Source organism: Bacillus sp. Marseille-P3661 (assembly GCF_900240995.1).
Taxonomy (GTDB): domain Bacteria; phylum Bacillota; class Bacilli; order Bacillales; family Bacillaceae_J; genus OESV01.
Genome location: NZ_LT965953.1, coordinates 944,640 through 956,994, shown reverse-complemented (window position 1 = coordinate 956,994; position 12,355 = coordinate 944,640). Strand labels below are relative to the sequence as shown.

Genomic DNA, 12,355 nt, shown 5'->3' with positions numbered 1-12,355 from the left:
TCGGTAGCTCACGAAATCGATATGAAACAAGGTCAAGTTTTATTAAAAAAACTTGACCTTGTTTCCTTAATTATGCAATTTTAATTACTTTGTCTTTGACATTTAGAAAGCTTATGTCAATATCTTCACTAATATTGTATGTGCCGATATCTTCGACTAACAGTAGAACCTCGTCTAAAAACGTTTTCACAAAAGCCCCTTTATTAAGTTCACATAATCTTTTTAGATAACTGTTTTTTTCTTTAATTTTTTGTTCTTTAAATAGCTTATTTTTAATTTGATGAACTCGCTTGTGAAAAGGAGCTTCAATTTTACTAATATCATTTACGTTAACAATTATCCGTTCCCCATTATCAGCTACAAAGGTTAAAGTATAAAAAATACTACCTGAGTAATCAATGTTGGTAATAATCGCATTTGTAAATTCTTCACCTGTACGCAGATTAATCTTGTTCGCTTCAATTAATCCACCAATTTTCCGTTCATTTACAATGATACTGTATATGTCATTAAATCCATTTACGATATTTTCCATATTAACCAACCTCCTAACGAGAATAACTCTCATTATCACTTATGATAATTTTATTCTATATGAGAATCGTTATCAAGTCAATGGAAGGCTCATAGTTGTAATAAAATAGACATAAATTATCTATTCAATAGGATACGTTTGACACGCGAGACGAAAGTGCTGGATTAGTTCATGTCCTAATTTCCTAGTTTCCGCCTCTGTAGGATTAGAAACTTCAGATAGCCCTTGACTAATATTTATTTTACACTTCCCACATCTTCCTTGTTTACATTTGTAATCAATATTCAAGCCAAGTTTTAAAGCATTATCAAGTAATGAAAGTCGTTTATTAATAATTGTTAAGTCGAAACAATGATTCTGTTCCTTATGTATGAAACAAATCTTCTTTTCGTCTTTCCTTAAAGCAGTTTCTGTTTCAGATACTTTAACTATAGAACGTTCATCTTTTTTTGTTTCATTTATTAGTTGTGCGTTCAACTTTTTTAATGAGCCAACAGTTAATCTTTTTGTTCGTAGCATCATAAACTCCTTTTTTATGAATAATGAGAATGAAAATCATTTATACTTAATAATAATGGCATAATTATGTTTAAAAATAATGGTATAGCTCCACAATTGATGGTTAACCTAATGTATGTATTACGAAACTAACAAAAGGAGTTGAACATCGATGGCACAAGATGTTTTATGTGAAGTAAACAATTGTACGTATTGGGCAAGTGGCAACAAATGTGCAGCAGATTCAATTTATGTTGTAAGTCATCATGGGAAAGCGGCTTCTTCCCAAGAGGAAACAGACTGTAAAACATTTGAACCTGCTGAATAAGACAATATTATGGGCAACCTTAAATAGGTTGTCCTTATTTATAGTATTGATAATAACTCTCATTTTTATCCATATTTGCTCATAACTTTTTTATTGTGCATATTCACTGCTAAGACACTTCTTCGGGCATCCTTTACACATAGTGCCTTTAACCGCCATTTCATAAGAAAAGCAACATGTTTTCCTTTTTCTAACCTCTATACCATTAATATTAGATTTCGCGTTATAAAACCGTAATAAAGGATTTTCATTATCACTGCCAAATAACGAAGAATCAGCTTCAAACAATAAATATTTAAAGTCTAGGTCAATTTGATTTTTCTGCTGTTGATCAGATTCCCCTTGTAGCACATTCTCATATAACCAATAAACATATAAGGCAGTGTTTTCCCACAAGATTTGCTTAGATATATTGCCTACTTCTGCCAATACATTCCAAATTGTGTTTAAATGCTCAGAAAAGATCTTCTTAATATAATCCCGTTTCCAATCTATGTTCTCACCAATATTCGGGTAATAAACAGACTGATCCTTTAAATAAAGCTTAGGTAGCCAAAGTGGGTCTTCATTATTTAGATTTACTAAAACAATATTTCCAATCTCCATTTTTAAACATTTATTAAATTTGGACATTGCATATAGCGCAGGAACGGCGATACAGTGACTATAGCGTTTTGCAAAAAGTGAAGCAGCGACCATTAAGGTAGGCGCTCCTACTCTTTCTTTTACTTCATTTAAAAGCAGCTGCACCTTCGTCCTATCCGTTAATTCTGTTGCATGTATAGTGGGAAAGTGGTCTGTGCTCAGATTATCAAAGCACATTCTAAATTGATTTAACTCGACCTTCTCAAACAATTCTAAGTGACCCATTTTCATTTTTATCACCTTTACCATTTAATAAACGACGTCCCTTACCATGCGGAATACATAATGGAGTACCAAAAAGTGGATCTTCAGCGATTTGACATTCCATTTGAAATACGTCACGAACAAGCTTCTGAGTAATAATCTTCTCCGGTAACCCCTGTGCGTAAACCTGTTTATTTCGAACAGCCACAATGTGATGAGCATATCTGCAAGCTAAATTTAAATCATGTAACACCATCAAAATTGTCCGTTCTTCTGTTTCGTTTAGTTCAAATAATAAATCGAGTATCTCTACTTGATGTGTCATATCTAAATATGTTGTCGGTTCATCTAATAAAATGGTATCGGTATCTTGTGCAAGCGTCATAGCTATCCATGCTCTTTGTCGTTGTCCTCCTGACAAAGAATCTACATGACGTTCTGCAAATTCAGTCATCTGAGTTGCCTTTAAGGCGTTTATTACCATCTTTTCATCTTGTTCTGACCATTGTTTCATCCAATTTTGATACGGATACCTTCCTTGTTTCACTAATTGTAATACAGTTAAGCCCTCAGGTGCTTCTGGGCCTTGTGGCAATATTGCTAACTGACGGGCAACTTCTTTAGTCGACATTTTGTGAATGGCCATACCATCCAAAAGTACATTTCCTGTCTTTGGTTTTAATAATCTAGCCATTGAGCGTAAAAGAGTTGATTTTCCACAGCCATTCCCTCCAATGAAAACAGTAATTTTACCTTTGGGAATTTGTAAATCAAGGTTGTCTATTATAGTTGTGTCACCATAACTTAAGGTTAGCGCCTTTGTTTCTATTCCTTTTTGGTTCATATGTTATCACTCCTACATATTCCGAGTTTTAAATAAGAGATATATAAAATAAGGAGCACCTATTGCTGCTGTAAAAATCCCAGCTGGAACTTCATTAGCCCCGAACATTGTTCTTCCAATTAAATCAGCAAGCATTACTAATACGGCCCCGACGAGTGCAGAAACAGGCAATAATCCTCCAAACGCTGAACCAACTAATCTTCTTGCTATATGAGGTGCCATTAAGCCTACGAAACCGATCCCTCCAGCAAATGCAACTGCGCCACCAGTCAAACCCGTACTAAGCAATAGTAAAAATAGTCGTTGTTTATTAACATTACTGCCAACACCTGTTGCAATTGAGTCGCCTAGCTCTTGGATGTTAATATGTCGAGCTGCAACAAATGTTATGAATAATAACAGTAAGGTCCAAGGTGCTAGTATTGTAACATTCTCCCAATTGGAGCCATAGACCGAACCAGTTAACCAAATATTAGCTTGGCTAGCTCGATAAATAGGACCTAAAATCATTAACAAGGTTGTAATTGCTTGAGTAAGTGCAAATAATCCTATGCCTACTAGAACCAACCTAATGGGCGAAACCCCATTATCCCAAGCAAGAATATAAATTAAAATAGCTATAACTGTTGCACCGATAAATGCAGCTAACGGCATCCAGTGAATGCTTACCGTTAGGGCATTATTTTTATCACTAAAAATAGCCAAAAACCCAACAACTGCAACTGATGCTCCACCTGTTAGACCAAGAATATCCGGCGATGCCAACGGGTTCCTAACAATTCCTTGTAAAATTGCACCTGATACTGCTAAAGCCATTCCAACTAACAACGCCACCAGAATTCTTGGCAGCCGAAACGATTTTACAACAAGATTATGCATTTCCGTGCCTTGGCCGAAGATAACAGCTATCACATCTAAAGGACTTATTTTCATATCACCCATACCAGTGCTCAATAAAAATAATAAAAGAGTGCATATTAATAGAATTATAAAAATGAACATTGCTTTCTTATCAATTAGAAAAGAGACTTTTCCTTTTCGCAATCGAAACGGACTATATTTTTTCATCGCTTAGTCATCCCCTTGCGTGCAATATATATAAAGAATGGTGTACCGATAATGGCGGTCATCACTCCTACCGGAATTTCCTGCGGCATAATAATATATCGCGCACTTATATCGGCAAGATTAAGCAATACCCCTCCAATTATTGCACAATAAGGAATAACCCAACGATGATCTATTCCAACTAGCAAACGAGCAATGTGTGGCACGATAATACCTATAAAACCCACAGGACCAACAACAGCAACAGAAGAACCTGCCAGTAAAATAATCAGAATACCAGCAAGAAATTTAATCAGTCCTGTGCGTTGTCCTAGTCCTTTTGCAACATCCTCCCCCATTGTCAATAAATTTATGTGACGAGCAATACTAATGGAACCAATCCAGGCTACCACTAGGTAAGGAAATACGCTATTTAGATATTCCATTTTTCTTCCTGAAATCGAGCCAGCTAGCCAAAATAAAACCTCTTCAAGCGCTTTTTCATTTAAAACTAAAAGCCCTTGAGTAAAAGATGAAAACAATCCCCAAATTGCTGCTCCAGCTAATGTGAATTTCATTGGCGTTAAGCCTTCTTTTCCAACAGTTCCAAGGATGAATACAATAACTCCTGCAATGGCAGCTCCTGCGAAAGCAATCCAGACAAACGCCCCTAGTGATGTTATTGAAAAAAAAGAAACAGCTAGAACAATTGCAAAACTAGCACCCGAGTTAATGCCAAGAATTTTAGGATCAGCTAACGGATTTCTTGTTAAAGCTTGCATTAATGCGCCAGCTATCCCGAGACTAGCTCCAATAGCTGCACCTATGAGCGCACGTGGCAACCTTACTGTTTGAATAACTAAATGCTCATTTGATCCATCGAACTCTGTAAAAGCTTTAAATGCTAAGCCCCATGTTGTTTCAGTATAGCCATATACAATACTTATACAAATAGATAAAAGTAATAAAAGTACTCCGAACAATAAACCCCATATCTTTAAAGATACTGACTTTAAAACCATATAAACGGACTCCCTTGGGCATAAAATACATTCGATATTTTTTAGGCATTATGTCCCTAAAAAAATGAATAACAGCGCGGATAAATATTTAAAATAGATCTATAGTAATTTTATTGTAATTGAGAACTGCAGTCAATGATTTTGAGAGTCATTTTCATTTAGGTGTTGACATTTTATTTGTGGGAAATTATGATCATAATATAAACGCAAATGAAAATCATTATTAATTAGTTTTCATTGAAAGGGGATTCTTTATGTTAAACAAAAAATGGATGATGACACTAGTTACACTAATGTTTTTTATGATTACATTAGTGGGCTGTGGCACAAACAATGCAGATGAGACAACGCCTCCATCTGAAAAACCAACAGAAACTGAACAAACAGAAACAACTACTACATACACGGTAGAACACGCAATGGGTACAACCGAAATCCAAGGGACTCCAGAAAAAATTGTTATTCTGACAAATGAAGGAACAGAAGCGCTTTTAGCAATGGGAGTTACACCCGTGGGTGCTGTTAAATCATGGACTGGTGACCCTTGGTATGTACATATTGCCGAGCAAATGGAAGGTGTTACTGAAGTTGGGACAGAAAGTGAACCAAATCTTGAAGCAATCGCCGCTCTTCAGCCAGATTTAATTATTGGAAACAAAATGCGCCAGGAAGCGGTTTACGAGCAACTAAGTGCAATTGCACCAACAGTGTTTGCTGAAACACTTCGTGGGGATTGGCAAGAAAACTTTAAGCTATACTCAAAAGCGATTAATAAAGAAGACAAAGGACAAGAAGTTCTCAACGCATACAACGAACGAATCACTGCATTTAAAGAAAAAGCTGGGGATAAGCTAAATTTAGAAATTTCAATGGTTCGTTTCATGGGTGGCGACGTCCGTATTTATCAAAAAGATACATTTTCTGGCGTAATTTTAGAACAAATCGGATTTGCACGACCTGAATCTCAAGATGTAGATGAATTTGCAATTAAAGGGGCTACAAAAGAAATGATTCCTCAAATGGAGGGTGACGTTCTTTTCTACTTTACGTATGAAACTGGTGACGGTGAAGCGAACAAAGTTGAAGAAGAGTGGTTAAATGACCCTCTATTCCAAAAGCTTGAAGTTGTTCAGCGTGGCGATATCCACAAAGTGGATGATGCAATTTGGAATACTGCTGGCGGTGTTTTAGCGGCAAATCTTATGATTGATGACTTAGAGAAAATCTTTTTAAATGAGTAAAAAGTAGAAAAAGCTGATCCAATTGGATCAGCTTTTTTATGGTATTATTCAACTGTTTTACCTAAAAAAGCTTTAAGCATCCATACATGTTTCTCTAGACCACCATGAATAGCCAACAACATATCGCCTGTGATTTCATCATTTAGCTCTTCTGCTAATGCCATTCCTTCTTTTAGCTCGCCTACAACCATCGAAAAGTCATTAATTAATGTTTGTACCATTTGTTCTGCTGTTTCAGTTCCAGTTGCTTCTTGAATGGATGAAACCTCTAGATATCCTTTCATCGTTGCAATTGGCTCGCCGCCTATAGTCAATAATCGTTCTGCCAATTCATCAATATGTAGGCTCGCTTCATTATAAAATTCTTCGAACTTTGTATGTAGTGTAAAGAAATGTCCACCTTTGACATACCAATGATAATTATGAAGTTTCACATATAGTACGCTCCAATTGGCAATTTGTTTGTTTAAAACATCAGTAAGTTGTCCCATTCTAACATCCCCTTAAATTATAGTACAATTTATATATTCCCTAGGGTACCCATACTTAAACATACCAAAAATTTCTAAACAATTCTAAACAATAATGTGACAATTTCCAAACTTTTTGTTTAGATGATTGGGTTATGAAGGTTAAAACCAAATAGAAACTCAGAATGTCCACAAAATTTCACTTTATTTATTTGAAATCTGTATGTAAATTAAGGATATGATTTAGTTACAAAACTTCTATAAACGTAACGTTATCTAAAAAACGAATAGTTTTAGTTAGGAGGACCATTATGTGTGTATCCTTATTTTGTAAAAGTAAATATTTGAATATTATTAATCTGGTATGTTTATTTTTACTTTTAGGCTGCTCATCAAGTAATCTAAACCATTCAGCGGTTGTAACAAATGTTGTCGACGGTGATACTTTCGACATTATGATTAATAATAAAGAAGAAAGAGTTCGTTTGCTTTTAGTCGATACCCCTGAAACAAAGCATCCAAGTAAACCGGTACAGCCATTTGGTAAAGAAGCATCACAGTTTACGAGAGATATCCTTGAGGGCAAAGAAGTAATGGTGGAACTAGATATTTCTGAAAGAGATAAATACGGTCGCTTGCTCGCTTATATATGGGTGGATGGAAAAATGATCAACGAAATGCTCCTTGAAAAAGGGTTAGCTCGTGTTGCTTATGTTTATGCTCCAAATACGAAGTATGTAGACTCTTTTTACGACATACAAAAACAAGCCCAAAAAGCAGCAGTTGGAATTTGGAGTATTGAAAACTATGTTGATGATGATGGCTTTAATGATGAACGCGGCTTAGCAAATGCGGACAAGCTCCCATCAACAGGAGAGGGGGATTGTACAATAAAGGGAAATATTAATTCGAAAGGTGAAAAAATTTACCACACAGTTGAATCTCCATCCTACAAACAAACGAAGCCGGAAGTTTTGTTTTGCAGTGAAGAAGAAGCCAAGGCCGCAGGATTTCGTGCTCCGTTTAACTAATATTTGGCTTGATTTTAACTATATTTGCGGAACTGGGTATTATGCTGGTGCTGTAGATTCTGACTATACTTGCCGGATTTTGTGCTAACCTGTCAGAATTCCTCGCTGATTCTGACTCAAATCACTGGATTTTCAGCAAACCTGTCAGAATTCCTCTCTAATTCTGACTCAAATTACTGGTTACTGTGCAAACCTGTCAGAATTCCGCCTTGATTCTGACTCAAATCACTGGATTTTCACCAAACCTGTCAGAATTCCTCTTTGATTCTGACTCAAATTACTGGATTTTCACCAAACCTGTCAGAATTCCTCTTTGATTCTGACTCAAATTACTGGATTTTCAGCAAACCTGTCAGAATTCTCGCTGATTCTGACTCAAATCACTGGATTTTCACCAAACCTGTCAGAATTCCTCTTTGATTCTGACTCAAATCACTGGATTTTCAGCAAACCTGTCAGAATTCCTCTCTAATTCTGACTCAAATTACTGGTTACTGTGCAAACCTGTCAGAATTCCCCCTTGATTCTGACTCAAATCACTGGATTTTCAGCAAACCTGTCAGAATTCCTCTCTAATTCTGACTCAAATTACTGATTACTGTGCAAACCTGTCAGAATTCCCCCTTGATTCTGACTCAAATCACTTGATTTTCAGCAAACCTGTCAGAATTCCTCTCTGATTCTGACTCAAATCACTTGATTTTCACCAAACCTGTCAGAATTCCTCTTTGATTCTGACTCAAATTACTGGTTACTGTGCAAACCTGTCAGAATTCCTCTCTAATTCTGACTCAAATTACTGATTACTGTGCAAACCTGTCAGAATTCCTCTCTAATTCTGACTCAAATTACTGATTACTGTGCAAACCTGTCAGAATTCCTCGCTGATTCTGACTCAAATCACTGGATTTTCAGCAAACCTGTCAGAATTCCTCGCTGATTCTGACTCAAATCACTGGATTTTCAGCAAACCTGTCAGAATTCCTCGCTGATTCTGACTCAAATAACTGATTACTGTGCAAACCTGTCAGAATTCCTGTTTGATTCTGAGTTGCTATCCGGAAATTGCATCAAAACTGACAGGACAAAGTTACAGATGACCTAGTAACATCAACGCGAATAATAGCTAACTAAAATCGCATAGCACACTGTAGTACTATAAGTTAGCGGCATACCCCAGCTACTTGCAGAAAGACAAAAAAAGAAAGCCTTGTAAAAAAGGCTCTTCTCCACTTTTTTTATCATAGGGACTTTTTGATTCTCGTTAATCTACCTTTTCAAATTCATGAACCCAAAATAGCTTTTCTGGCTGCCAGGTTAACGTTGTTATCTTATGGCAGCTTTGTACATGGCTGCGATATTCCTCTATCGAAGGATAGCCTTCCTTCATCGCACCTTGAATGGTCATCTCTTGATTAGCTTGCTGGTAAACTGCTGTGATTTTATAATGATTGCCTTTAAGCTTTAGAATTTCGCCAACTTCTGTATATTTGCCATGTCTCCTTACTGAGGTTTTCTCTCCGGCTATCACTTTTATTATATCTTCTTCATTTGTTAATAAATTTTCAATTACTAGTTTCACAGTTTGCGGATGTTTTTGCATATAATGTCACTCCATTTTAATAACCATTCATTTTTAACATACTAATCATCGAGGCTAAGTTTTCAGCCGTTGTTGGGCCCATAATTTTCTCGCGAATTATCCCATTTGGATCAATGATCAAAGTCTCTGGTTGGCCGACTACATTATATATTTTTGAAATCTTGTCATCCTGATCTAGCAGATACTTCGATGTAGAATTAATATCGTCCTTAAACTTTTGGACACGTTTCCTTGGCTCGCCTCTATCAATAATTAATAGAGGTGACACTTCACCATATTGCTGTTCATACTTTTCAAGCTCTGGCGCTTCATCTATACAAGGAACACACCAAGTTGCAAAGAAATTCACAACAACAAATTGACCTTGATAGTCTGATAATTTATGAATATTTCCGTCTAAGTCTTCAAGTTCAAAATCATAGGCTTGATCACCTACCTGAACAATTTCAACTCCGTCTATTCCTTTTGCTAAAAAGAAAAAAACGGAGCCTACTACTACTAATATCATCATTTGAATAACCCGCTTATTCATCAAGGGCCCCTCCTGTTAAGAGATGAACCTGACAAATTTATGTTTCTGTCAGGCCATTGATCTACAAATTTATAAATTCGTTTTTTCTATTTCTTTAACGAATTCAATTTCTTTAAGCACAGTATTTTGACGTTTCCCCAATACCACCATATATAGTGCAATTAACGCCCAAATAATTGTATAAGCAGCAAATAAATATCCCATGTTATTTTCCTCCTCTTAATATTTAGCTAATTTTGCGCATCATTTTTTCTTGGACATGTTTTTTATACTGTTCGACAGCCAATTTGGACTTCTCAATATAAATACCTTTTTGAAGTAAAATCACATAAAGCAAAGTAATGGCGGCAACCGAAAGTAAAAGAGTCATTAACATTGGTGTTTCAATCCCACCACCACTTTGACTAGGTCCATCACCAAATACGATTGGATGAAGCTTAGAATTCCACCAACGAATCGCCATGAAAACAATTGGAACATCTATAAAACCAATAATTCCAAAAACTGCTGCTAATCGCGCTTTCTTTTCCCACGCACCATCCATATGTCGGATAATAATATAAGCGATATAAATAAAAAAGAGAATCAAAGTTGTCGTTAAACGCGGCTCCCATGTCCACCATGTATTCCAAGCACTACGACCCCAGATTGGCCCGGTGGTTAAGACCATTGCAGTAAATAAAACACCAATTTCAGCCGAAACCCCGCCAACAATATCGTATATCCGCTGGCGCTTGATCAAATACATAATACTGCAAACAAACACAACACCAAATGCCAAAAATGCAACCCATGCAGTACTTACATGAAAATAAAAGATTTTTTGCACAACTCCCATTGTTTTCTCAACAGGAGACCAAATAAATACTAAATACATGGCAAGAGCCATTAACGGCATTAATGTCCAAAAAAGTATTGAATGCAACTTCGATTGTTTTTGTATTTCTAATTCAAATTGTTGCTTTCCCATTTCCTACACCTCCAACACATATTCAAATAATATAAAGCAGAGTACAAAAAACACTAGATCATATACAGCTATGAGCGTAATCCAGGAATAAGCACTGTTGATATTTTCATAATTTACTAAGATAATTTTAGAAGCCTGTACTGCCCCAATGACAACAGGACTTACAACTGGGAACAAAATTATCGGTAATAACATTTCACTGCTTTTAGAATTCGCTGATAAGGCCGACAAAAATGTACCTACACAAATAAAACCTACAGTGCCTAGAAGTAATACCAAAATTAGCAACCAAACATTACCAAACATTTTAAAATCGAATAATATAAATAGCAGTGGGACGGATACAATTTGAACAAGCAATACAAGAATCAAGTTAGATAAAAACTTACCTAAATACACGCTAGATGGATCAATCGGTGCCACAATTAAACCATGTATACTATCATTTGCTAGCTCTGATAAAAATGAGCGGTTTAAGCCCAATATCCCTGAAAAAATCGTAATTACCCAAATCATACCTGGTATAACGGCTTTCACTGCATTGTTGGCAGGATCAAATGCAAAGCTAAATGTAACGATCACTAACCCTGAAAAAATCAGCATCGTGGTAACAACTTGCTTGGTTTTCCATTCAGAATATAAATCCTTCCAGGTGAGAAGTAGCGCTGCTTTAAACATATCTATCATTCTTAGCCCACCTGTCCACTATATTTTTCATAAATATAATCCGAATTACGCTCTTTAACTTGAAAATCATCCACAATCATGCCATGTTTCATAATTAAAATACGATCACATGTCTTTACTGTTTGCGCAAAATCATGAGTTACCATTAATATCGTAGTACCCTTATCTTTCATTTTTAGAATCACATCATTTAATAGTTTTACAGCTTGTTGGTCAAGACCCGTATGCGGTTCATCTAAAATTAATATTTGCGGTTCATGAATTATCGCTCTAGCAATAGCCAATCGTTGAATCATCCCCCTAGAGAATGACCTTACGGGCTCATGCATAAAAAATGTTAGCCCTACTTCTCTAATGAGTTCCTTCGCTTTTTCTTCACAATTCTCCACTTTATATAACTGACCAAATAATTTCAGATTTTCCATTGGTGAAAAATGGTCATATAAATAACTATTATGCGCCAGAAATCCGATTTTCTTTTTAACCTCTAAATCATGTTCCTTAAAATTTAGGGAATCAATCTCTACTATTCCTGACGATGGTTTAACTAAGCCGGCAATTATTTTTAAGATCGTGCTTTTTCCTGCACCATTTGGCCCAAGAATTCCTATTGTTTCCCCATGGGATATATTTAAGTGAATCCCACGAAGAATATCCTTTGCCCCAATCGTTTTATTCAAAGCTTGTATGGTTATCAA

The 12,355-nt window shown here is 36.0% G+C and carries 16 protein-coding genes; 3 read left to right on the top strand and 13 right to left on the bottom strand.

Annotated elements, in window-relative coordinates:
• Window positions 1–70: 70 nt before the first annotated feature.
• Together C1724_RS04345 and C1724_RS04340 are read right to left on the bottom strand one after the other, a co-directional pair.
• Window positions 71–535 carry a hypothetical protein gene (locus tag C1724_RS04345; RefSeq protein ID WP_102345502.1) on the bottom strand — a complete coding sequence of 155 codons (465 nt, stop codon included), beginning with the start codon at window positions 533–535 and terminating at the stop codon, window positions 71–73.
• 120 nt (window positions 536–655) lie between these two features.
• Entirely contained in the window at window positions 656–1,054 is a 399-nt protein-coding gene (locus C1724_RS04340) for a 2Fe-2S iron-sulfur cluster-binding protein (protein WP_180994116.1), read from the bottom strand.
• Between the two features lie 151 nt (window positions 1,055–1,205).
• Here C1724_RS04340 and C1724_RS04335 point away from each other — a divergent pair, with 151 nt between their 5' ends.
• Complete coding sequence (locus C1724_RS04335; protein ID WP_102345500.1) at window positions 1,206–1,361, top strand: DUF1540 domain-containing protein; 156 nt, start codon at window positions 1,206–1,208, stop codon at window positions 1,359–1,361.
• A gap of 90 nt (window positions 1,362–1,451) precedes the next feature.
• Here the strand turns inward: C1724_RS04335 and C1724_RS04330 are convergent, their stop codons facing one another.
• From C1724_RS04330 to C1724_RS04315, 4 genes are read right to left on the bottom strand one after another with little or no spacing between them, the layout of a single operon-like run.
• Window positions 1,452–2,237, bottom strand: coding sequence for an IucA/IucC family C-terminal-domain containing protein (locus C1724_RS04330; RefSeq protein ID WP_180994115.1), 786 nt, complete (start codon window positions 2,235–2,237; stop codon window positions 1,452–1,454).
• A complete protein-coding gene (locus C1724_RS04325) occupies window positions 2,209–3,054 on the bottom strand; it encodes an ABC transporter ATP-binding protein (RefSeq protein ID WP_102345498.1) in 846 nt (281 codons plus the stop codon). The genes C1724_RS04330 and C1724_RS04325 overlap by 29 nt, the downstream gene beginning before the upstream one ends.
• A gap of 12 nt (window positions 3,055–3,066) precedes the next feature.
• A complete protein-coding gene (locus C1724_RS04320) occupies window positions 3,067–4,122 on the bottom strand; it encodes a FecCD family ABC transporter permease (RefSeq protein ID WP_102345497.1) in 1,056 nt (351 codons plus the stop codon).
• Window positions 4,119–5,123 carry a FecCD family ABC transporter permease gene (locus C1724_RS04315; protein ID WP_102345496.1) on the bottom strand — a complete coding sequence of 335 codons (1,005 nt, stop codon included), beginning with the start codon at window positions 5,121–5,123 and terminating at the stop codon, window positions 4,119–4,121. Before C1724_RS04315 ends, C1724_RS04320 begins: the two co-directional genes overlap by 4 nt.
• Window positions 5,124–5,377: 254 nt before the next feature.
• On the opposite strand from C1724_RS04315, the gene C1724_RS04310 reads away from it, so the two are divergent.
• The gene (locus C1724_RS04310; protein ID WP_102345495.1) at window positions 5,378–6,364 is read left to right on the top strand and encodes an ABC transporter substrate-binding protein; all 987 of its coding nucleotides are present in this window, start codon (window positions 5,378–5,380) and stop codon (window positions 6,362–6,364) included.
• Window positions 6,365–6,408: 44 nt separating this feature from the next.
• Here the strand turns inward: C1724_RS04310 and C1724_RS04305 are convergent, their stop codons facing one another.
• Entirely contained in the window at window positions 6,409–6,855 is a 447-nt protein-coding gene (locus tag C1724_RS04305) for a Dps family protein (RefSeq protein WP_102345494.1), read from the bottom strand.
• Between the two features lie 290 nt (window positions 6,856–7,145).
• Between C1724_RS04305 and C1724_RS04300 the strand changes: the two genes are divergently transcribed.
• The gene (locus C1724_RS04300) at window positions 7,146–7,865 is read left to right on the top strand and encodes a thermonuclease family protein (RefSeq protein WP_102345493.1); all 720 of its coding nucleotides are present in this window, start codon (window positions 7,146–7,148) and stop codon (window positions 7,863–7,865) included.
• A gap of 1,264 nt (window positions 7,866–9,129) precedes the next feature.
• Here C1724_RS04300 and C1724_RS04295 read toward each other — a convergent pair.
• The 6 genes from C1724_RS04295 to ccmA all read right to left on the bottom strand — a co-directional run bounded on the left by C1724_RS04295 (window position 9,130) and on the right by ccmA (window position 12,355).
• Window positions 9,130–9,468, bottom strand: a complete 339-nt coding sequence (locus C1724_RS04295) for a hypothetical protein (RefSeq protein ID WP_102345492.1) — start codon at window positions 9,466–9,468, stop codon at window positions 9,130–9,132.
• Between the two features lie 16 nt (window positions 9,469–9,484).
• Window positions 9,485–10,000: a TlpA family protein disulfide reductase gene (locus C1724_RS04290; protein WP_102345491.1), complete on the bottom strand. Its 516-nt coding sequence runs from the start codon at window positions 9,998–10,000 to the stop codon at window positions 9,485–9,487.
• Between the two features lie 69 nt (window positions 10,001–10,069).
• On the bottom strand, window positions 10,070–10,204 hold the full coding sequence (locus tag C1724_RS04285; protein ID WP_102345490.1) for a CcmD family protein: 135 nt from the start codon (window positions 10,202–10,204) through the stop codon (window positions 10,070–10,072).
• Window positions 10,205–10,226: 22 nt separating this feature from the next.
• A complete protein-coding gene (locus C1724_RS04280) occupies window positions 10,227–10,970 on the bottom strand; it encodes a cytochrome c biogenesis protein (protein WP_102345489.1) in 744 nt (247 codons plus the stop codon).
• A gap of 3 nt (window positions 10,971–10,973) precedes the next feature.
• Entirely contained in the window at window positions 10,974–11,657 is a 684-nt protein-coding gene (locus tag C1724_RS04275) for a heme exporter protein CcmB (RefSeq protein ID WP_102345488.1), read from the bottom strand.
• A gap of 2 nt (window positions 11,658–11,659) precedes the next feature.
• A complete protein-coding gene (gene ccmA / locus C1724_RS04270) occupies window positions 11,660–12,355 on the bottom strand; it encodes a heme ABC exporter ATP-binding protein CcmA (protein ID WP_102345487.1) in 696 nt (231 codons plus the stop codon).

Bases quoted from the DNA above. Each gene is read 5' to 3' on its own strand.
- C1724_RS04275 (WP_102345488.1), bottom strand. From the start codon at position 11,657: ATGATAGATATGTTTAAAGCAGCGCTACTTCTCACCTGGAAGGATTTA.
- C1724_RS04280 (WP_102345489.1), bottom strand. From the start codon at position 10,970: ATGGGAAAGCAACAATTTGAATTAGAAATACAAAAACAATCGAAGTTG.
- C1724_RS04300 (WP_102345493.1), top strand. From the start codon at position 7,146: ATGTGTGTATCCTTATTTTGTAAAAGTAAATATTTGAATATTATTAAT.
- C1724_RS04315 (WP_102345496.1), bottom strand. From the start codon at position 5,123: ATGGTTTTAAAGTCAGTATCTTTAAAGATATGGGGTTTATTGTTCGGA.
- C1724_RS04290 (WP_102345491.1), bottom strand. From the start codon at position 10,000: ATGAATAAGCGGGTTATTCAAATGATGATATTAGTAGTAGTAGGCTCC.
- C1724_RS04340 (WP_180994116.1), bottom strand. From the start codon at position 1,054: ATGCTACGAACAAAAAGATTAACTGTTGGCTCATTAAAAAAGTTGAAC.
- C1724_RS04345 (WP_102345502.1), bottom strand. From the start codon at position 535: ATGGAAAATATCGTAAATGGATTTAATGACATATACAGTATCATTGTA.
- C1724_RS04330 (WP_180994115.1), bottom strand. From the start codon at position 2,237: ATGAAAATGGGTCACTTAGAATTGTTTGAGAAGGTCGAGTTAAATCAA.
- C1724_RS04335 (WP_102345500.1), top strand. From the start codon at position 1,206: ATGGCACAAGATGTTTTATGTGAAGTAAACAATTGTACGTATTGGGCA.
- C1724_RS04285 (WP_102345490.1), bottom strand. From the start codon at position 10,204: ATGGGATATTTATTTGCTGCTTATACAATTATTTGGGCGTTAATTGCA.
- C1724_RS04310 (WP_102345495.1), top strand. From the start codon at position 5,378: ATGTTAAACAAAAAATGGATGATGACACTAGTTACACTAATGTTTTTT.
- C1724_RS04295 (WP_102345492.1), bottom strand. From the start codon at position 9,468: ATGCAAAAACATCCGCAAACTGTGAAACTAGTAATTGAAAATTTATTA.
- C1724_RS04325 (WP_102345498.1), bottom strand. From the start codon at position 3,054: ATGAACCAAAAAGGAATAGAAACAAAGGCGCTAACCTTAAGTTATGGT.
- C1724_RS04305 (WP_102345494.1), bottom strand. From the start codon at position 6,855: ATGGGACAACTTACTGATGTTTTAAACAAACAAATTGCCAATTGGAGC.
- C1724_RS04320 (WP_102345497.1), bottom strand. From the start codon at position 4,122: ATGAAAAAATATAGTCCGTTTCGATTGCGAAAAGGAAAAGTCTCTTTT.